This window comes from Bradyrhizobium sp. 62, from assembly GCF_023073035.1.
GTDB lineage: Bacteria > Pseudomonadota > Alphaproteobacteria > Rhizobiales > Xanthobacteraceae > Bradyrhizobium.
Window position 1 is genome coordinate 1 of record NZ_JADPIT010000029.1, and the last position, 20,115, is coordinate 20,115.

A 20,115-nucleotide genomic window follows, 5' to 3' on the forward strand; every position below is an offset into this window, starting at 1 on the left:
AGGAAGAGGTCAAGCCGAAGAAGGCCGGCGAGCGTATCGCCAAGGTGCTGTCGCGTGCGGGCCTCGCCTCGCGCCGCGATGCCGAGGAGATGGTCACGCAGGGCCGCGTCAGCGTCAACGGCCGCGTCATCAACTCGCCGGCGCTCGATATCACCTCGAACGATGTCGTCACCATCGACGGCAAGCCGTTGCCGGAGCGCGAGCGCACGCGGCTGTTCCTCTATCACAAGCCGCGCGGCCTGATGACGACCCATGACGATCCCGAGGGGCGTCCGACCGTGTTCGACAATTTGCCCGAAGGTCTGCCGCGGCTGATCTCGATCGGCCGGCTCGACTTCAACACCGAGGGCCTGCTGCTGCTCACCAATGATGGCGGGCTTGCGCGCACGCTCGAGCTGCCGGACACCGGCTGGCTGCGCCGCTACCGTGTCCGCGCCCATGGCGATGTCACGCAGGCGCAGCTCGACGAGCTGAAGAACGGCATCGAGATCGAGGGCATCAAATACGGTCCGATCGACGCCACGCTGGAGCGTGATCAGGGCGCCAATGTCTGGCTGGTTTTTGCGATCCGCGAGGGCAAGAACCGCGAAGTGCGCAACGTCTGCGCCCATCTCGGACTCGAGGTGAACCGGTTGATCCGGGTTTCCTACGGCCCGTTCCAGCTCGGCGAGGTCCCCGAAGGCCAGGTCGAGGAGATCAAGTCCCGCGTGCTGCGCGACCAGCTCGGCGAAAAGATCATCGAGAAATCGGGCGCGCAGTTCGACGTGCCGCAGAAATCTGCCTCGCATGAGGGAGACGACGCGCCGCGCGAGAAGAAGCCGGCGACCAAGCGCGGCGTGATCAACGACCGCAAGGGCCGCCGCGTGCTGGTGCAACGCACCGGGAGCGAGGAAGCGCGCGAGCGCAACGAGGCTGAGGCGAGCGGCTACGGCCCGCCGCGCCGTCCCAAGCGCGGCTACCACGGCAAGCGCGATCTGGCGCCGAAGGAGGACTGACGTTGCGCGTCGTCGGCGGTCGCTTGAAGGGGCGCAATCTGGCCTCACCGTCCTCGCGCGACATCCGCCCCACGGCGGACCGCCTGCGCGAGTCCGTGTTCAACATCCTCGTGCACGCCTATGACGATCCGATTGCGGATGCGCGCGTGCTCGATCTCTTCGCCGGCACCGGCGCGCTGGGCATCGAGGCGTCGTCACGCGGCGCGAAATTCGTGCTGTTCGTCGACAATGGCGCGGAAGCGCGCGCCCTGCTGCGGAATAATGTCGAGACGCTGGGCTTGGGTGGCGTGACAAAAGTCTATCGCCGCGATGCGACCGATCTCGGTCCTGCGCATCCGGTCGAGCCGTTCTCGCTGGTGTTTCTCGATCCGCCCTATGGCAAAGGGTTTGCGGAGAAGGCGCTTGCGAGCTTGCGCGACGGCGGCTGGCTGACGCCGGGCGCGCTGCTCGTCGTGGAAGAGGCAAAGGTTGCGCAGTTCGTCACGCCGGAGGGCTTCGAGGAATTGGAGCGGCGCGCTTATGACGACACGGAGTTCGTGTTTTTGAAGCGGCCGTAACTTCCAAGATTACCTTCGCCCGAACAGCTTCTCGACATCCGACAGCTTCAGCTCGACATAGGTCGGGCGGCCGTGATTGCACTGGCCGGAGTTCGGGGTGTCCTCCATCTCGCGGAGCAGGGCGTTCATCTCCTCCGGCCGCAGCCTTCGGCCGGCGCGCACCGAGCCGTGGCAGGCCATGGTGGCGGCGACGTGCATCAGGCGGCGCTCCAGAGGCAGCGCCTCGTCCCACTCGGCCATGTGCTCGGAAAGATCGCGCAAGAGCCCGCCCGCGTTGGCCTTGCCCAGCAGCGACGGCGTCTCGCGCACCGCCACCGCGCCGGGGCCGAAGGATTCGATTGCAAGGCCGAACGACCCCAGCTCCTCGCTGCGCTCGAGCAGGCGCTCCACCGTGGCCTCATCCATCTCGACGATTTCCGGGATCAGCAGGATCTGCCGCTGCACGCCGTTCTCCGCCAGCGAGGCTTTCAGCCGCTCGTAGACGATGCGTTCATGCGCGGCGTGCTGGTCGACGATGATTAAGCCATCGCGGGTCTGCGAGACGATATAGGTCTCGTGGATCTGGGTGCGCGCAGCGCCGAGCGGGCGGTCGACCAGGTCACTGACCGGCTGGGATTCGATCCGCACGTCCGCGCTGGGTGCGCCGACGTCGAACGCCGCTTGGGCGCGTTCGGTAAATGCCGGCACGGCGGAGCCGTCGAATGACGGCATCGGCGCGACCGGGGCGGATGGCGACGCCCGCCAGTCCCAGCTTGCCGGGCGCGGCGTGAATGCGGGGCGGAACGACGACAGCGCGCTCTCGCCGCTGTTAGCCGCCGTACGCCGGCCCTCCCGTGCAAGCCCTTCCTTCAATCCGTGCACGATCAGCGCGCGGACGAGGCCGGCGTTGCGAAACCGCACCTCGGTCTTGGCCGGATGCACGTTGGCGTCGACCTCGCGCGGATCGAGCGTGACGAACAGCGCCAGCACCGGATGGCGGTCGCGTGGCAGGTAGTCGGCATAGGCCCCGCGGACTGCCCCTAGGATCAGCTTGTCGCGCACCGGGCGGCCGTTGACGAAGAGATATTGCCCGAGCGCGTTGGCTTTGGTCAGCGCCGGCGCTGCGGCATAGCCGGCGACCACCACGCCCTCGCGCTCGGCATGGACCTCGATGGCATGGCTGCGGAACTCTGCCCCCAGAATGTCGCCGAGACGCGTCAGGCGACCGGCGACGCCGGGCAGCGCCGCAGCCCAGGTCACCGGCGCGCGCTCTTCGCCCGCGAGCGTGAAGGCGATTTCGGGCCGCGCCATCGCGAGGCGCCGCACCACCTCACGGATCGCTTCCGCCTCGGTCCGGTCGGTCTTCAAGAACTTCAGCCGCGCCGGCGTAGCGTAGAAGAGGTCGTTGACCTCGACCCGCGTGCCATGCGCGAGCGCGGCCGGCATGATCTCGGATTTCTCGCCGCCCTCGACATTGAGCGCCCAGGCGTGCGGCTCGCTGGCGTGCCGCGTGGTGATGGCGAGCCGCGCCACGGAGCCGATCGAGGGCAGCGCTTCGCCGCGGAATCCGAGCGTGCGGATCTGCAGCAAGTCCTCGTCGTCGAGCTTGGAGGTGGCGTGACGCTCGACCGCCAGTGACAGGTCCTTGGCGGTCATGCCGCCGCCGTCGTCGGTGATGCCGATCCGCCGGCGCCCGCCGCCATCGGTAAAGACGTCGATCCGGCTCGCACCGGCATCGATGGCGTTCTCGACCAGTTCCTTGACCACGCTCGCGGGACGTTCGACCACCTCGCCGGCGGCGATGCGGTTGACGACCTGTTCTGGCAATTGGCGGACGGGCATGAAACTCGTTTTTCGGCTTCGATCTTGGGCTTCGATCTGGATTCGCGGAGAACGCTATTCTAGGCCGTGTTGCGTCAAAAGCATGTGTTGGGCAACAGGAACGTGGCGGGCTGGGGAAAAGGGCTGTCTATCGCATTGATGGGATTGGACGTTCGAGAAAATCGCGCAACCGGGATGGATCGATCTCCGGCTGCCGTCCCGATTGTGGGGTACCGGGCTGCGGTGTAGCATCGCGAAAAAACGGCAACAGGACGGGAGGACGCCATGTGCCATCTCTTCGCGCATCAGCCCCAAGGCGACTATGAATCCCAGACCCGCTCCTTACGGATCGGTGGGCATTGCACCTCGATCCGTCTGGAAATGGCGTTCTGGGACACGCTGGAGGAGATCGCGGCCAAGGAGAACATGAGCGTCGGCAAGTTTCTGACGACGCTCTACAACGAGGTGCTCGACCATCACGGCGAGGTCAACAATTTTGCCTCGTTGCTGCGCTGCTCATGCCTGATCTATCGCTCCCGGAGCTTGGCGCCGGTACGGGATTTCAAGGTCGCCGTCGCACCCATTCTTGATGCGGCTGAATAGCCCCTCCGTCATTGCGAGGAGCTCTTGCGACGAAGCAACCCAGACCGTCACCGCGGTGGTATTCTGGATTGCTTCGCGTCGCTCGCAATGGCGGGGAGGGAACGGTGTGCTCCACTCCGAGCCGATGGACGTCGGGCGTCAGATCTCTTTCTTCTGCATCGCGCCGGCAATGTAATCCGCCTGCCGGATCGCCAGCGAAACGATGGTCAGCGTCGGATTGCAGGCTGCGCCGCTGGTGAATTGGCTGCCGTCGGAGACGAACAGGTTCTTGACGTCGTGGCTCTGGCCGAATTTGTTGACCACGCCGTCTCGCGGCTTCTCGCTCATCCGGTTGGTACCGAGATTGTGCGTGCTGGGATAGGGCGGTGTCGGATAACTCACGGTGGCTCCGACGGCATCGTAGACCGCAGCGCCCTGCTTGTACGCGTGCGCGCGCATCGCGAGATCGTTGGGATGATCGTCGAAGTGCACGCTTGCGACCGGCTGGCCGAACTTGTCCTTCACGGTCGGATCGAGCGTGATGCGGTTGGTCTCCTGCGCCATGTCCTCGCCGACCAGCCACATGCCGGCCATCCTGGGATAACCGTCGAGCGCTGCGGTGAACGGACGTCCCCAGGCGCCGGGGTTGAGGAACGCCGCCATGAAGGGCAGGCCGATCGACAGTGTCTCCATCTCGTAGCCGCCGACGAAGCCGCGCTTCGGATTATTTGCGGCCTCGTCGCGGATGATGCCGGCCATGGTGGTGCCGCGATACATGTGCACCGATTTCTCGAAGACGGCGTAGACGCTGCCGGTCATGTGGCGCATGTAGTTGCGGCCGACCTGGCCCGATGAGTTGCCGAGGCCGTCGGGAAACATCGTGGATGCGCTGTTCAACAGCAGCCGCGGGCTTTCGATCGAATTGCCGGCCACCGCAACGATGCGGGCCTTCTGGCGCTGCATCGCGCCCGTCTCGTCGGCGTACACCACGCCGGTGACCTTGCCGCCTGCGTCATGCTCGATCTTGACCGCCATGCTCGCGGGACGGACCTCGAGATTGCCGGTCGCCTCGCCTTTGGGTATCTCGGTGTAAAGCGTCGACCATTTCGCGCCGGACTTGCAGCCCTGGAAGCAGAAGCCGATCTGCTGACAGGCGCCGCGGCCGTCGCGTGGCTGGCTGTTGATCGCCATGTTGCCGGTGTGCACAGTCTTGTAACCGAGCTTCTTTGCGCCCGCCTCCATCACTCTGAAGTTATTGTTGCCGGGAAGTCCGGGAATGCCGTTGGTGCGGGTCACCCCCATTTTGTTCTCGGCCTTGGCGTACCACGGCTCCATCTCCGCGAGCGTGACCGGCCAGTCCAGCAGGTTGGCGCCGGGAATGTTGCCGTAGGTGCTCTTCACCTTGAACTCGTGTTCGTCGAAGCGCAGCGACGCGCCCGCCCAATGGGTTGTGGAGCCGCCGACCGCCTTGACGATCCAGGCGGGAAGACCCGAGAAGTCTTTTGCGACGCGCCATGATCCTGATGTGGTGCGCGCATCGGTCCAGGCGAGCTGCGAGAAGCTCTCCCACTCGTCATTGACGAAGTCCTGATTCTCGATGCGGGGACCTGCTTCGAGAATGACGACCTTGACGCCCTTCTGTGCGAGCTCGTTGCCCAGCGTGCCACCGCCGGCACCGGAGCCGACGATCACCACAACACTGGAGTCGTTCAGATCGAATTTTGCCATATGCGTTCTCCTGAACTGTTGGGTGAGCGTTAAGCCTTCGGCAGCCAGTCGATGTCGGCGAAGCCGCGGTTGATGTAACCGCCGTGCTCGGCGGAGGAGCCCTCGTAGCCGAACCGCGGCCAGACCTCCTTCTGGTTGTAGAGAGAGACGATGAGGTCGCCGCGCACCTTCTGGAAGAAGTCGCTCTGCTCGATCTCCTTCAACAGCACCACGCGATCGGCTTCCCAGGGCACTTCAGCGTAAGCCACCTTGTGGCGATCACGCGCATTCTGATCGAGCCGTGTGATGCCGTCGCTGATCAGCGACTTGACGGCGGAATCCTTCGCCGCCTTGCCGTCCCACGGCTTGATCGCGGTGATGTAATAGCTGTCGCCGAGGACGTCGTGCGGATAGATATCGCGTGCGACCTTCAGCAGCGTCTTCATCGTCGCGGGCGAAAGCGCGCTTGTCTCGTCAGCCCATGCGCCCTCGATGCTGACGGCGACGCTGGTCGCGACTGCCGCGACCGGCACGGCGGTCGCGGCGCCTTTGAGAAAGACGCGGCGGCTGTGCTTGCTTCGACGATCGACTTCTCTCATGGCATTCCTCCTTCGATTTTTTGGGATTGGAATTCTTGTGGTTCGATCAGTTGAAACGTCCGCCGCGCTGGATCACCTCGATCTTGTAGCCGTCGGGGTCGCTGACGAAGAAGAAGCGCGCCAGCGTTTTGCCGTCGTGCTTGAAGTCGCGCAGCTGACCCGGTGCGAGCTTCTCGCGCTCGAAGCGGGCATGTTCGGCATCGAGATCCTCGACAACCACGGCGAGATGTCCGTAGCCGTCGCCGAGCGCATACGGCTCCTTGCGATCGAAATTGACCGTCAGCTCCAGCTCGAAGGGTGAGGAGGGGTGACGCAGATAGATCAGGGCAAAGTCTGCGAACTTCAGACGCTCGGTGAGTTCCAGGCTAAAGGCCCGTCTGTAGAAGTCGAGTGAGCGCGCCTCGTCGAGTGCGCGGATCATGGAATGGACCGGCTTTGCCATTCAGTTCTGCTCCTTAAGAAAGGCGATGATGGCGGCGCGCGTCTCCGGTTTCGCCTGCCGGTACACCATGACCACGCCGGGAATCACGGCTTGCGGATTGGTCAGCCATGCGTCGAGCTTCGTCTCGTCCCAGGCGAAGGCTGCTTTTGCGAGGGGCTCTGAATAGTGAAAGCCCTCGACCTTGCCGGCGGGCCGCCCGACGATCCCGACCAGCGGCGGACCCTGCCGCACCGGTTCTGACAGGTTCGTGGTGTGGCACACCGCGCATTGCTGCTTGAACAGTGTTGCGCCATCCGGCGGCTTTGCAGCCGGCAAGGGCATCTGCGCCTCGGCCACCCGCACCACCAGCACCATCGCGGTGCACAATCCCAGCACGATCGCGCGCATCGTCAAAAGTCCGCCCGTCCACGTCAATTCAGCGTGCGCAAACTCTAGGCGCGGCAAAACATGCGGTGGTAGTAGCGGGCTGTTTCGCTGCGTGCGGAGGTGCGCGCGGGTGCGTTGTTCCAAGTTGCCGTATATGCGGAGGACAATTCCGCGAAACCGCCGTCAAATCCCTAAACGATCACCACACGAGACAGGTTGCATTGCGGTCGCGCCGTTCGAGCTCGTAACGCGATGGATCGGTTCGGCTCAGGCGGACGGCGCATCAAGCCGCCGAACTGATCATCGCGAAAATCCAGGAGAAATGGATGAAGTTGGTGAAGACCTCCGCAATCGCATGCGCCGTCTCGGCCCTCATTGTGACACCTGTTCTCGCGCAAGGTACGTCGTCTGGCGCCAAGCCTAGCGGCACCGTGCAAAGCAAACCCATGCAAGGTAGCACGATGGGCAGCGGCGACGAGGAGATGAATGCCCAGCCGGGCACGGCGGGCGAGACGACGGGCATGAAGCCGACGAAGGGCACCAGGGGCACGGTTGGCACCACGGGCAATGCTGCACACAAAGGGACCGCCGACGATTCCGCGACGGGCGGTGCAGCCACGGGCAAGCGCTACTAGCCAATGGAGTGAGACGGCAGAACTCCGGTCGCCCTGCGGCCGGAGTTCTTTTGCAGTCTCTGCTAGTCGTCGAAACCGCGCCCGCGCTTCGACTTGATGTCGCTGCGGTGTTTCTTGCCCTCGAGCCGGCGCTGCTTGGAGCCAAAGGTCGGCTTTGTCGCGCGCCGGGGCTTCGGCCGGATCATGGCTTCTCCGAGCATCTCCGTAAGGCGGTCGATGGCGTCCTGGCGGTTGCGCTCCTGGGTGCGGAAGCGTTGGGCCTGGATCACGATGACGCCGTCCTTGGTCATGCGCTGCCCTGCGAGCCGGGCGAGGCGCAGCGCGGCATCCTCCGGAAGCGTCAGCTTCCGCGTGTCGAAGCGCAATTGCGCCGAGGTCGCGACCTTGTTGACGTTCTGCCCGCCCGGGCCGGAGGCGCGGACGAAGCCGATCTCGATGTCGTCCTCGTCGATGACGAGATCGCGGGATATCCGCAGCATGGTGGCACCATTCGTGATGCCCGGACATATCCCGGACGCCCAAGTTCGGCAATGGCGCCCCGAAATGCAAATGGCCGGGCGAGCCCGGCCATTTCAGGAAGCGTATGGAAGACGTCAGTTCGACTTCGTCGCCGGTGCGGCTGCGGGTTGCGCCGCGGCCTGCGGAGCGCGGCCGACGACGACGGTCAGCAGGCCCTGGCCCCAGAGGCGCTTTGCGGCCGCCTTGGCGTCGTCCATGGTGACCGCATCGACGACGGCGTTGCGCTTCTCGATATAGTCGATCGGCAGCTTGTCCTGCTGATATTGCAGCAGCGCCTGCGCGAGCTTCGAGGAGGTGTCGAGCGCCAGCATCTGCGAGCCCTTGAGGTAGGACTTGGCCTCGTCGAGCTCCTTCTGCGTCGGGCCTTCCTCGGCGATCCGGCGCACTTCCTTGTCGATGGCGTCGATAGTGTCGCCGGCGCGGTCCGCGCGGGTGCCGGTGTTGCCGATGAAGACCGCCGAATGCTCCATCCAGAGCAGCGATTCGAACACCGAATAGGCCAGTCCGCGCTTCTCGCGCACCTCGCGATAGAGCCGCGAGGACAACCCGCCGCCGCCGAGGATGTGGTTGACAACATAGGCTGCCATGAAGTTCGGATCGCTGCGCTTCACTCCGGGGCCGCCGAAGGTGATCACGGTCTGGGGCACGTCGAGCGTCACGAAAGCGCGTTGCGGCGGCTTGGCGGCCTCAACGTCGGGGACCGGCACGAGATTGGCCTTGGCGGGCAGGCTGCCAAACGTGTGGTCGAGCAGCTTGCCGAGCGTATCGGCATCCACGTCGCCAACCACTGCAATCTTCAGCGTGTCCTTGGCGAGCACGCGGCCGACATAATCCTTCATGTCGGCGACCGTGATGGCCGGAACGCTGTCGAGGTTGCCGTTGGACTGCCTACCGTAGGGATGATCGCCGAAGGCGACCTCCAGGAATTTGCGGCTCGCCAGCGAGGTCGGGTTGGTGGTCTCGCGGCGCAGGCCCGAGATCACCTGCGAACGGATGCGCTCGACATCGGCGGTTTCGAAATGCGGCGAGGTCAGCGCGCTCCGCAGCAGGTCGAAGGCTTCGTCCTTGTTGTCGCGCAGCATGCGCAGGCTGCCGCGGAAGGTGTCGCGGGTGGCGCTGAAGGAGAGCTCGATGGCGCGGCGGTCGAGCCGCTCATGGAAAGTCTTGGAGTCGAGGTCGCCGGAGCCTTCGTCGAGGAGATCGCCGACCAGATTGGCGACGCCCGACTTGTCCTTGGGATCCTGGGCCGAGCCGCCGGCAAAGGAATATTCCATGGCGATCAGCGGCACAGTCGCATCTTGCACGAACCAGGCCTCGATGCCGCCCGGCGAGGTCAGATGCTGGATCTTTGCTGCCGCCTGCGACGGCGAGACGGTAGCAAGCGCGAGTGCCGCGCCGGTGACGAGGGAGAATGAGACACGTCGAAGGAAGGGATAGGTCACGAACGCTTCTCCTCGCGCTTGGCGGCGCCGGTGTCCTTGATCAGATAGCCCGTCACCGAGCGCTTCTTCTCGAGCCATTTCTGCGCGACGGTGCGGACCTGCTCGGCGGTAACGGCGCGGATGCGATCTGGCCAGCTCCGGATGTCCTCGATCGACAGGCCCGTGGTCAATGCGCCGCCATACCAGCGCGCCAGCACCGCCTGGTTGTCCTGGGCGTAGATCGCCTCGGCGATGAGCTGGGTCTTGACCCGCTCGAGATCCTCGGCGCGGATCGGGTTCTGCGCGATGTCGGCGATGACGCCGTCGACCACCTGCTCGACCTCGGCGAAGCTGACGCCGGATTTGGGCGAAGCCGAGATCGCGAACTGGGTCGGGTCGAGCGAGATGCTCGAATAGCTGGCACTGGCGGAGACCGCGAGCGGCTTGTCGACCACGAGCGCGCGGTAGAGATAGGAATTGCTGCCGCTGCCCATCAGTTGCGCCAGCACGTCGAGGGCCGCGCTTTCGCCGGCCGCAGCCGTGGTCGCCGAGGGCACCAGGTAATAGCGTCGCAGGCCGGGTTGCTCGACGCGCGGATCGGCCAGGGTCACGGTGCGCGGCGCCGCGGGCTCCGGCTCCTGCGGGCGGACGCGGCGTGCCGGGATCGCGGGTTGAGCCGGGATGGAGCCGAAATTGCGCTCGACCAGCGGGCGGATGTCGGCGGGCTCGACGTCGCCGGCGATCACCAAGATCGCGTTGTTCGGCGCGTAGAAGCGGCGGTAGAAGGCGAGCGCATCCTCGCGATCGAGCTTCTCGATCTCCTGGTGCCAGCCGATCACCGGTCGGCCGTAGGGATGGTTGAGATAAAGCGCGGCCATGATCTGTTCGTTCAGCCGTGCGTCTGGATTGTTGGCGACGCGCATGTTGTATTCTTCGAGCACGACGTCGCGCTCGGGCAACACGTTCTCGTCCTTGAGGATCAGGCCGGTCATACGGTCGGCCTCGAACTCCATCATGGTCGGCAACTGCTCGCGCGGCACGCGCTGGTAGTAGTTGGTGTAGTCGACCGAAGTCGAGGCGTTCTCGTTGCCGCCGACGCGGAGCACGGTCTGGGAGAATTCGCCGACCGGATGCTTCGATGTGCCCTTGAACATCAGATGCTCGAGGAAGTGCGCGAGCCCGGACTTGCCCGGCGTCTCGTCCGCCGAGCCGACCTTGTACCAGATCATTTCCGTGACGACGGGCGTGCGGTGGTCGGGAATCACCACGACCTGCATGCCGTTTCCGAGCGTGAAGCTGGCGGGCGGAGCCGATGTCACCGTGGTCTGCGCAAGGGATGCGCCGGCCGTGAGGACACTCGTCGAAAGCAGCGCGGCAAGGAGGCGGGCAGCCGATCGGTAAGAGGACATTATGATCCTTATGAAAGGCCGAGCCCGGATGTCCGGCTCGGAGGCACGGCATGGTACACCGTGCGGCAAACGCTTCGCGTCACGAAGCAGAGAACTCAACTCGGGCGCAAGTTACTGATAAGCAATTAAGGACCGCGTCCGGCGCGCACGAGCCGCCGGCGCGGGACCACGTCTGTCGGGATGTCGCAAACGGGCAGGAGGTTATTGTTCCTTGTCCTTGCCGGACATGATGTCGAAATAGGTCCGCCGTGTCTTGTCCTCGCCGGCGCCATAGGCGTAGCTCGGCGACGGCGTCTGGTAGCCCGGCGGCGGCTCGACCAGCGACTGGCGCGGCGGCTCGGTCGTGAATTGCTTGGCCTCGCCTTTGTTGTTCGACATCATGCCCCACAGACCGCCGGTGAAACCGAGCTGGGCGGGGCTGAGCGACGGATTGCCGTTGGTGCCCGGCTGAATAGGATCATTGCTGGTGCGCTCGGGTGCGGCTGTCCTGCCGACCTCCATCTCGGCGGGCGACAACGCCCGGCCTGCCTGCCAGCTCTCGGTGGCCTTGACGGCCTTCTTCCGCTGCGCGATGGCCTCCTTGCGGCGTCTCTCGTCAGGGTCCTTCGGCCAGTTCGGCGCGTTCTTGGCTTCAACGCCGGCGGGCGGCGGCAGGTCGAGCTTGGGCGGCACCACCAGCGGCGACCGCTCGCGGTATTCGATACCCTTCTTCTCCATGCTCTTGGCGCCGATGCCCGACATCAGATTGTCGATGAGCTTCTCTTCGAAGGTCATGTCGTCGTCGTCCTCGCCGTCGTCACCGGCGCGGGCGGCGCCAGCCGACATGACGAGACCGATGCCGAGCGCGACAGCGGACAATTTCAACGCCCGCCAGAACCCCTGCCGGGGGTCTTCAACCATCGAACCGCTGGTCTTCGAGCTGCGCATCACTGTACCTGTTCCAAAATGTGGCAGTTTGCCGCTCTCGCGCGGCATAATCCCTCGCAAAAGCAAGGTTCCGCCTGCCGGTCCGTATCGGCCGGGATCAGGGCGCTTTTGCGGCGGGTACCCCCAGGAAGGAATCATACAATAGCGCCGCCACGCCAGCAACGATGGCCACGTCCGCAAGGTTGAACACATACCAATTATAGGTATTTCCGCCAATATTGATGTGAAACAGGGCGAAATCGACCACCGCGCCATAGGCGAGGCGGTCGATGCCGTTGCCGATGGCGCCGCCAATAATCAGGCCGAGCGCGATGGTTGCCAGCAGGGTGTGGGAGCGGGCCATCCAGATCGCCAGCGCAACCACCGCGAGGACCTTCACGGCCATCAGCGCCATTTGCGCAGCCTGACCGTCGTTCTGGAGCCAGCCGAAGCTGATGCCGATGTTCCAGGCCAGCACCAGGTCGAAGAACGGGGTCACCTCGACCGCGCCGCGACGGGCAAGGTCGAACACGTTCAGCAGCCAGAGCTTTGAGGCCTGGTCGGCCACGAGCGTGACCAGGGCCGCGAGGATGCCGGCGCGGAGCGGGGTCATGGGCAGTCGGCCACAACACGCTCCGTCGTCGTCCTGGCGAAAGCCAGGATCCATACGCCGAGGCGGTCGTTGTTTGAAAGACTTGTGGTCATCAGCCTTCGGCGCAATTGGCGACGGTGGAAATGGGTCCTGGCTTTCGCCAGGACGACGGTGAGACCTAAATGCTGACCCCCAGCGCCTTCCATTCGCGTAGCGCCTGGGCATCTCGCGGGGTGACGTCGGGGTATTCGGGGTCTTCACCCACCGTCGGCGAAATCTTCCAGGAACGGGCGCATTTGGTGCCGACAGCCTTCTCCACCACGACGGCGACGCCGGGCACGGTATCGAGTCGGAACGCAGACGCTGGCGCCTCGCCCTCGCGCACCTCGTAGTTCGAGGTGATGCAGATCTCGGCGAGGTCGGTGTCGAAGAGCGTCGCCAGCATGTCGCGGTCGGCGACATAGATCACCGGCGAGGCCTCCAGCGACGAGCCGATGTTCTTGGCGGCGCGTTCGAGCTCAAGCGCCCCAGTGACGACACGGCGGACGTTGCGGATCGCTTCCCACTTCGCGGCGAGCTTGTCGTCGCGCAAGCCTTCGAGGTCGTCGGGAAACTGCGTCAGGTGCACCGAGGGCTCGGCGTCAGGCCTGTACATGCGCCAGGCCTCCTCCGCGGTGAAGCTGAGGATCGGCGCCAGCCACTTCAGGATCGAGCTGCACAACAGGTCGATCGTGGTCAGCGCCGCCTTGCGCGTCGGCGAGGACGGCGGATCGCAATACAGCGTGTCCTTGCGGATGTCGAAATAGAACGCGGAGAGCTCACTGTTCAGGAAGGCGGACAAGGTTGCGACCACGGTCTTGTAGTCGAACTCCTGATAGGCCTTGCGGACGGCGGCAGCACGGACCGCGAGCTCGTGCAGCATCAGCCGTTCGAGCTCAGGCATGTCGGCGGGCGCGACTGCGTCGGCCGGCTTGTAGTGATCCAGCGTTCCCAGCATCCAGCGCACAGTGTTGCGCAGTTTGCGATAGGTCTCGATGGTGTTCTTCAGGATCTCCGGGCCGATGCGTTGGTCGTCGGCATAGTCGGTGGCGCAGACCCACAGACGCAGGATATCCGCGCCCGAATCCTTGATCACCTTCTGAGGCTCAACGGTGTTGCCGATCGACTTCGACATCTTGCGGCCGTTCTCGTCGAGCGTGAAGCCGTGGGTGAGCACGATGTCATATGGCGCGCGGCCGCGCGTGCCGGCGCTTTCCAGCAACGAGGAATGAAACCAGCCGCGATGCTGGTCGCTGCCTTCCAGGTACATCACGGTGTCGTCGCCGCCATCGACCTTGCGGACGATGTTGCCGAGCTGCGGGAAGTTCTGGCGATCCTCGAGCACGAAAGCATGTGTGGAGCCGGAATCGAACCAGACGTCGCAGATGTCGTCGATCTTCTTCCAGTCTTCCTTCGCGCGCGGTCCGAGGAAGCGCTCGCGGGCGCCGTCCATGTACCAGGCGTCGGCGCCTTCCTCCATGAAGGCCTCGGCGATGCGCTGATTGACGATCTCGTCCTGCAGGATCTCGGCCGAGCCGTCGCTCTTCTCGCGCACGAACACGGCGATCGGAACGCCCCAGGCGCGCTGGCGCGAGATCACCCAGTCCGGACGATTGGCGATCATGCCGTTGATGCGGTTCTCACCCGACGGCGGCACCCATTGCGTGACCGAGATCGCCTGCAGCGCGCGGGCCCGCAGCGTATCGCCCTTCCTGGCGTGGCCATTCTCGCTGACATCCTTGTCCATCGCGATGAACCATTGCGGCGTATTGCGGAAGATCACCGGCTTCTTCGAGCGCCATGAATGCGGATATTGGTGCTTGAGGCGGCCGCGCGCGAGCAGCTTGCCGGCCTCGATCAACGCCTTGATCACGGCCTCGTTGGCATCGCCCTTCTCGCCCTTGTCGTTGAGCACGCGCTTGCCGGTGAAGCCGGGGGCCTGCGCGGTATAGGCGCCGTTCTCGTCGACAGTGTAGGGGATCGCGGTCGAGATGCCGCGCTCATCGAGCTCGCGGGTATTGGCCATCCAGACGTCGAAATCCTCGCGGCCGTGGCTCGGCGCGGTGTGCACGAAGCCGGTGCCGGTATCGTCGGTGACATGCTCGCCGGCGAGCAGCGGAACGATAAACTCGTAACCGCCATCGAGGCCGCGCAAGGGATGGGCACACTCCACGGCGTCCAGCGTGTCGCCGGGAATGTCGCGCACCTTCTCATAGGCCGTGACGCGCGCCTGCTTGAACACCTCTGCGGCAAGCGCATCAGCCAGGATCACGAGATCGCCGGTCTTCGCCCAATTGTCCGCTGCGGCATCCGTGACCTTGTAGAGGCCGTAGGCGATCTTCGGCGAGAACGAGATCGCGCGGTTGCCGGGCAGTGTCCAGGGCGTGGTCGTCCAGATCACGACCGAAGCATTGGCGAGCGCACCATGTGCCGGGGACGTGACGGGAAACTTCACCCACACCATGTCGGAGGTGTAGTCCTCGTACTCGACCTCGGCCTCGGCGAGCGCGGTCTTCTCGACCACGCTCCACATCACCGGCTTGGAGCCGCGATACAGCGTGCCGTTGGCGGCGAACTTCATCAGCTCGCGGGCGATCTGCGCCTCCGCGGGATAGCTCATCGTCTGATAGGGATGATCCCAGTCGCCGATGATGCCGAGGCGCTTGAATTCCTCGCGCTGCACGTTGATCCAGTGTGTCGCATAGGCGCGACACTCTTTCCGGAACGCCACCATCGCGGCGGAGTCGCGGAAGTCGGGCTTCTGCTTGCCCTTGGAGCGGTAGTTCTCTTCCTCGATCTTCCATTCGATCGGCAGGCCGTGGCAGTCCCAGCCGGGCACGTAGTTGGAGTCGAAGCCGAGCATCTGCTGGCTCTTGGTCACGACGTCCTTGAGGATCTTGTTCAGCGCGTGCCCGATATGGATGTTGCCATTGGCGTAGGGCGGGCCGTCATGCAGCACGAATTTGGCGCGGCCCTGGGCTTCCTGGCGCAGTCTGTCGTAAAGGCCGATGTCGTTCCAGTATTTCAGCAGCTCCGGCTCGCGCTGCGGCAGGCCGGCGCGCATCGGGAATTCGGTCTGCGGCAGGAACAGGGTTTTCGAATAGTCTTTGGCTTCGGATTTTTGGGACTTTTGTGGCTTGTCGGACATGAGGCTGACTGGCTCGGAAGGGCGCGGGAACGGATGGCGATGCGGAATCGCGGGTGAAACGACAACATCCCGGTCTTGCGCCGAGCCGAAAGCTCAGGCGGAAGCCGGGCCGCTAATCCCTATGATGCGCCGCGCAAACATGGGCTCTCCATAGCAGGGGGGCGGGGGAAGCGCAAAAGGTTCGGCGGGCCGGTTTCCGACCTCAATCGATGACGCCAAGCCTCGGAAACGCGTCCGGGGCGGCGGCGAGCATGGCGCGGGCGCGGGCGGAATCGTCGTCCATCTGGCGGATCAGGGCCTCTAGGCCGTCGAATTTCAGCTCCTCGCGGATGAAGCCGATAAAGGCGCAGTCGAGTGTCTGTCCGTAAAGATCGCCCTTGAAGTCGAACAGGAAGATTTCCAGCAGCGGCGTGCCATTATCAAACGTCGGGCGGCGACCGAAGCTTGCCACCCCGTCCAGCCGCTCCGCGCCGCGGCCGACCCGCACCGCATAGATGCCGTGCTTGAGGCCGCAATTGGCATCGAGACGGATGTTGGCGGTGGGATAACCGAGGTCGCGGCCGCGCTTCTCGCCGTGGATGACCTCGCCGGTGATGAACCAGGGCGCGCCGAGCATGGCCGTGGCCTCGTCGAGTTGGCCTTCGGCGAGCGCGATCCGGATCGCGCTGGACGAGACCGGCCGCTCGTCGATATCGACATGCGGCTGCACGTCGACCTCGATGCCGAGCCGGGGCGCCTCGTTGACGAGGAGGCTCGGCGAGCCGACCCGACCCTTGCCGAAGTGGAAGTCGTAGCCGACGGCGATCCCGCCGATGCCCAGGCGCCCGATCAGGTCATGGTGAATGAAGTCTTGCGCGCTGGTCCCGGCGCGGGACTTGTCGAAGGTCATGACCACGGCGCCGTCAAGTCCGGTGCCGGCCAGAAGCCGCAGCTTGGCCCGCTCGTCGGTCAGGCGGAATTGCGGGGTGTTGGGGCTGAAAAACCGGCGCGGATGCGGCTCGAAGGTCAATGCCAGCGCCGGGCGGCCATGGATCCTGCCCATTTCCATGGCTGCGGCGATCACGGCGCGATGGCCGAGATGAACGCCGTCGAAATTGCCCATCGCGACCACGGCACCCCTTGCAATGGCAGAGTCCGGCGTGGTGTCGCGGATAACGGTAAAATGCGGAGCCATCAGGGGAATTCTCAAACCGGCGGGACCGGCCGGGACCGTGGCGCGACGGGCCGGATGAAGTCAAGCGGGAGGGGCAGCCGCATCGAAAGCGATTTCAGTCCACCGGGGGCGTTCCCAGTTAACGCGCTGTTTAACGCCTTGGTGCTAGTCCTTGGGCGTGGAACCGCGGGGCTCCGGCCCGGCAGGTCCGATCGTAAATATTTCCTGGGTTTGCGTTGGGGGAGTCGAGATGGCGGTTGATTTGTCGATGTCGGTTCTGGTGGTTGACGACTACAGCACCATGATCCGTATCATCAGGAACCTCCTGAAGCAGCTTGGCTTCGAGAATATCGATGATGCAAGCGACGGTTCGGCAGCGCTGAACAAGATGCGCGGCAAGAAGTACGGGCTCGTGATTTCCGACTGGAACATGGAGCCGATGACGGGTTACGACCTGCTGCGCGAAGTGCGCGCAGATCCGAACCTCGCCACCACGCCCTTCATCATGATCACGGCCGAATCAAAGACCGAGAACGTGATCGCGGCCAAGAAGGCCGGCGTGAACAACTACATCGTCAAGCCGTTCAACGCGGCGACGCTGAAGACCAAGATCGAGGCGGTCTTCCCGGACATGGCAAGTGCGTAAGGCGCGATCGAAGCCATCGGTTGAATTCGGAAGGCCCGGGCGATTGTCCCGGGCTTTCTGCGTCGGGTTCGTCGTTCCGGAATCGATGCCCCATATCAAGCGGGAATGACGATCAACTCGCTACCACTTCAGTTCGCGCATCAGCGCCTTCGGCGGATGGCCGAACAATTCCAGCACCGAAGCCGGGTCGAGCTGGTCGAGACCCTCGAACTCCTCGGCATGGATGCCGCGGGTCACGAACAGGCAATCGATGCCGAACTCGCGCGCGCCGGTGAGGTCGGTCCGGACGGAATCGCCGATCGCGAGCACCTTTTTGCGGTCGATCTGGTGGCCCTGGCGTTCGCCGGCGAGCGCCATCGCGCGCTCGTAGATCGGCCGGTGCGGCTTGCCGTAGAAGATCACCTCGCCGCCGAGCTCGCGATAGAGCTCTGCGATCGCACCGGCGCAATAGATCAGGCGGTCGCCCTTTTCCACCACGATGTCGGGGTTGGCGCAGACCAGCGTCAGCTTGCGCTCGCGCGCCTTGAGCATCATGCCGCGATAGTCTTCCGCCGTCTCGGTCTCGTCGTCGTAGAGACCGGTGCAGACGATGTAATCCGCCTCCTCCAGCGGCGCGATCACCGCATCGAGGCCGCGGTAGATCGAGTTGTCGCGCTCCGGGCCGAGCCAGAACATCTTGCGGCCGGGATGGTCGGCGACATAGAGCCGCGTCAGGTCGCCTGAAGACACGATCGCATCATAGGTCTCGTCGGCCACGCCAAGCTTGCGCAATTGCCGCTGCACGGAGTCGGCCGGGCGCGGCGCGTTGGTGATCAGGATGACCGTACCGCCGCGGCTGCGATAGGTATGCAGCGCCTCGCAGGCTTCGGGGAAGGATTCGAGGCCGTTATGGACCACACCCCAGATATCGCTGAGCACGACATCCACGCCCGCCACGAGTTCACGCAGGCTTTCAGCGAAATGCAGCGTGGTCATGATACGTGCGGCCGATCAGATGCGGCGCGCGAGCGCGGCGTTGCCGGTGACGCGCTGTGGCGCAGACGCAGCCGACGTTGCGCTTGAGCTGGGTGTGCCGGAGCCATTGGATCCCTGAGTGTCCTGTGCCTGGTTCGGCGCGGCGGTAGCAGATGGCCCCTCCGGCCGCAATGGCCGGGGCGGCGCGAACAGGAACCCCTGGCCGAACCGCACGTCATAATCGAGCAGGTCGATCACGGCGCGCTCGCCCTCGATCCGCTCGGCGATCAGGTCAATGCCGAAGCGGCCGAGCAGGTCGGAAAGGTCGGAAGGGTGGATGTCCGAGGCCGAAGCCTGCCTGGGGTCGAGCAGCAGCGAAGCCGGCACCTTGATGAAGCGCACGCCGCGATCGGCGAGCTCGCGCGGTTCGATGCGCAAATCGGTGACATGGTCGATCGAGAAACGGAAGCCGCGCTGGGCGAGCGCGGCGAGATTTTCGGTCTCGGCCGGACCGAGATTGCGGAAGGTCGATTGCTTGAATTCCAGCACCAGCGACGGCGCCAGCGCCCGGTTGGCTTCGAGGAAATCGAGGTATTGCGCGAAGGTCGTGGAATTGCCGAGCGTGGAAGCCGCGACGTTGCAGAACACGCCGACCTCCTTGTTGCGTACCATCAGGCGCCGCAGCACCTGGACGCAGCGCAGCATCACCATGTTGTCGATGCGCCCGATCAGGCCGGAGGCCTCCGCGATGCTGATGAACTCCTCCGCCGCGACCAGCTGGTCACGCTCGTCGCGCAGGCGCGTCACCGCCTCGTAGAAGCGGACCTTGCGCTGCGGTAGCGACACCATCGGCTGGAGAAAGATGTCGATGCGGTTCTCGTCGATCGCGTTGCGGAGCGTCGCCAGCAATTGGGTCTGGTTGCGGCCGTTGGAGGTCTGAACCGGATTGGCGGTCTGGGTCTGGATCGCCGGTGCTGCCGGCCGCAACGGCGGCGGCGCGGGAACCGGGGGAGGAGCAGCCGGCCGCTCCTCCTCAAGCGTGGCCATCAGGTCGAGCGGCGCCTCCGGCTCCTGCCTTGCGACCGGCGTGGGGGCCGGCACCGGCGCGTTGCCGGCCATCAGATCCTCATGGGCCGACACGGTGGTGGCGAGTTGCCTGACCAGTCCGCCGAGCTCGTTGATCTCGCCGACCACCGATTGAATGCGGTCGGAGTTGGCCGAATTGGAAGAGGCGATGCGTGCTTCGATCGTGGCGAGCCGGCGGCCGAACTCGGCGACCTGACGGGCGAGATCGGCGGTGCCGCGCGAAAGATCGGCGATCTGGCCACCGACGTCGCTGCGGTCGCGCAGTCGCATCGACACTGCATTGTAGAGGATCAGGAAGGTCAGCGCCGTCAGCGCCACGATCGCGGATTCGGTTCCGCTGATGCCGGCGACCGCGTAGAGCACGAGCCCAAGCGAGGCGGCGACCAGAACCATGCAGATGGCGATGAAGATCGTCGAAATACGAATCATGCCGCGCGTTACGCCTCAAGAGCTGACTGCCTGACCGGGAAAACACGGGTGCGTCTCGAACCCGTCACGCCGCATGCTCCCCCAAGCGGGATGAGCTTAACATCATTGTTGATTCGAGGGGATAGCGGCC

The 20,115-nt window shown here is 64.7% G+C and carries 19 protein-coding genes; 5 read left to right on the forward strand and 14 right to left on the reverse strand.

Translation table 11 applies throughout. The features are described from left to right. Both IVB47_RS26690 and rsmD read left to right on the forward strand, forming a co-directional pair. The coding region (locus IVB47_RS26690; RefSeq protein ID WP_247465763.1) for a pseudouridine synthase at window positions 1-995 on the forward strand (995 nt) is incomplete at its 5' end. Window positions 996-997: 2 nt separating this feature from the next. Continuing rightward, window positions 998-1,552, forward strand: coding sequence for a 16S rRNA (guanine(966)-N(2))-methyltransferase RsmD (gene rsmD, locus IVB47_RS26695; RefSeq protein ID WP_247284559.1), 555 nt, complete (start codon window positions 998-1,000; stop codon window positions 1,550-1,552). Window positions 1,553-1,561: 9 nt separating this feature from the next. Here rsmD and mutL read toward each other — a convergent pair whose 3' ends face one another. After that, a complete protein-coding gene (gene mutL, locus IVB47_RS26700) occupies window positions 1,562-3,373 on the reverse strand; it encodes a DNA mismatch repair endonuclease MutL (protein ID WP_247465766.1) in 1,812 nt (603 codons plus the stop codon). Window positions 3,374-3,637: 264 nt separating this feature from the next. Between mutL and IVB47_RS26705 the strand changes: the two genes are divergently transcribed. Next, window positions 3,638-3,955 carry a ribbon-helix-helix domain-containing protein gene (locus IVB47_RS26705; RefSeq protein WP_247428245.1) on the forward strand — a complete coding sequence of 106 codons (318 nt, stop codon included), beginning with the start codon at window positions 3,638-3,640 and terminating at the stop codon, window positions 3,953-3,955. Between the two features lie 138 nt (window positions 3,956-4,093). Here the strand turns inward: IVB47_RS26705 and IVB47_RS26710 are convergent, their stop codons facing one another. From IVB47_RS26710 to IVB47_RS26725, 4 genes are read right to left on the reverse strand one after another with little or no spacing between them, the layout of a single operon-like run. After that, the gene (locus IVB47_RS26710) at window positions 4,094-5,662 is read right to left on the reverse strand and encodes a GMC family oxidoreductase (RefSeq protein WP_247428249.1); all 1,569 of its coding nucleotides are present in this window, start codon (window positions 5,660-5,662) and stop codon (window positions 4,094-4,096) included. Between the two features lie 29 nt (window positions 5,663-5,691). After that, complete coding sequence (locus IVB47_RS26715; protein ID WP_247465769.1) at window positions 5,692-6,240, reverse strand: gluconate 2-dehydrogenase subunit 3 family protein; 549 nt, start codon at window positions 6,238-6,240, stop codon at window positions 5,692-5,694. Between the two features lie 46 nt (window positions 6,241-6,286). Next, window positions 6,287-6,682, reverse strand: coding sequence for a VOC family protein (locus IVB47_RS26720; RefSeq protein WP_247465772.1), 396 nt, complete (start codon window positions 6,680-6,682; stop codon window positions 6,287-6,289). Further along, window positions 6,683-7,069 (reverse strand): c-type cytochrome, encoded by a 387-nt coding sequence (locus IVB47_RS26725; RefSeq protein WP_247428252.1) that lies wholly within the window; start codon window positions 7,067-7,069, stop codon window positions 6,683-6,685. A gap of 305 nt (window positions 7,070-7,374) precedes the next feature. Between IVB47_RS26725 and IVB47_RS26730 the strand changes: the two genes are divergently transcribed. Further along, complete coding sequence (locus tag IVB47_RS26730; protein ID WP_027565404.1) at window positions 7,375-7,683, forward strand: hypothetical protein; 309 nt, start codon at window positions 7,375-7,377, stop codon at window positions 7,681-7,683. A gap of 62 nt (window positions 7,684-7,745) precedes the next feature. Here the strand turns inward: IVB47_RS26730 and arfB are convergent, their stop codons facing one another. The 7 genes from arfB to IVB47_RS26765 form a co-directional block, all read right to left on the reverse strand. Beyond that, window positions 7,746-8,162: an alternative ribosome rescue aminoacyl-tRNA hydrolase ArfB gene (arfB, locus tag IVB47_RS26735; protein ID WP_018453479.1), complete on the reverse strand. Its 417-nt coding sequence runs from the start codon at window positions 8,160-8,162 to the stop codon at window positions 7,746-7,748. A gap of 114 nt (window positions 8,163-8,276) precedes the next feature. Next, complete coding sequence (locus IVB47_RS26740) at window positions 8,277-9,644, reverse strand: pitrilysin family protein (RefSeq protein ID WP_247428274.1); 1,368 nt, start codon at window positions 9,642-9,644, stop codon at window positions 8,277-8,279. Beyond that, window positions 9,641-11,032 (reverse strand): pitrilysin family protein, encoded by a 1,392-nt coding sequence (locus IVB47_RS26745; RefSeq protein ID WP_247403920.1) that lies wholly within the window; start codon window positions 11,030-11,032, stop codon window positions 9,641-9,643. Before IVB47_RS26745 ends, IVB47_RS26740 begins: the two co-directional genes overlap by 4 nt. Before the next feature lie 201 nt (window positions 11,033-11,233). Next, the gene (locus IVB47_RS26750; RefSeq protein WP_027565401.1) at window positions 11,234-11,959 is read right to left on the reverse strand and encodes a hypothetical protein; all 726 of its coding nucleotides are present in this window, start codon (window positions 11,957-11,959) and stop codon (window positions 11,234-11,236) included. A gap of 97 nt (window positions 11,960-12,056) precedes the next feature. Next, entirely contained in the window at window positions 12,057-12,551 is a 495-nt protein-coding gene (gene lspA, locus IVB47_RS26755; protein WP_247320846.1) for a signal peptidase II, read from the reverse strand. Between the two features lie 157 nt (window positions 12,552-12,708). Then, window positions 12,709-15,717 (reverse strand): isoleucine--tRNA ligase, encoded by a 3,009-nt coding sequence (ileS, locus tag IVB47_RS26760; protein WP_247465775.1) that lies wholly within the window; start codon window positions 15,715-15,717, stop codon window positions 12,709-12,711. A gap of 202 nt (window positions 15,718-15,919) precedes the next feature. Then, a complete protein-coding gene (locus IVB47_RS26765) occupies window positions 15,920-16,891 on the reverse strand; it encodes a bifunctional riboflavin kinase/FAD synthetase (RefSeq protein WP_247465777.1) in 972 nt (323 codons plus the stop codon). Window positions 16,892-17,120: 229 nt separating this feature from the next. Between IVB47_RS26765 and IVB47_RS26770 the strand changes: the two genes are divergently transcribed. After that, entirely contained in the window at window positions 17,121-17,516 is a 396-nt protein-coding gene (locus IVB47_RS26770; RefSeq protein ID WP_007596883.1) for a response regulator, read from the forward strand. 120 nt (window positions 17,517-17,636) lie between these two features. On the opposite strand, the gene IVB47_RS26775 is transcribed toward IVB47_RS26770, so the two are convergent. Then, complete coding sequence (locus tag IVB47_RS26775) at window positions 17,637-18,491, reverse strand: TIGR01459 family HAD-type hydrolase (protein ID WP_027565397.1); 855 nt, start codon at window positions 18,489-18,491, stop codon at window positions 17,637-17,639. Between the two features lie 15 nt (window positions 18,492-18,506). Continuing rightward, a complete protein-coding gene (locus IVB47_RS26780; protein ID WP_247357961.1) occupies window positions 18,507-19,985 on the reverse strand; it encodes an EAL domain-containing protein in 1,479 nt (492 codons plus the stop codon). Window positions 19,986-20,115: the final 130 nt, after the last annotated feature.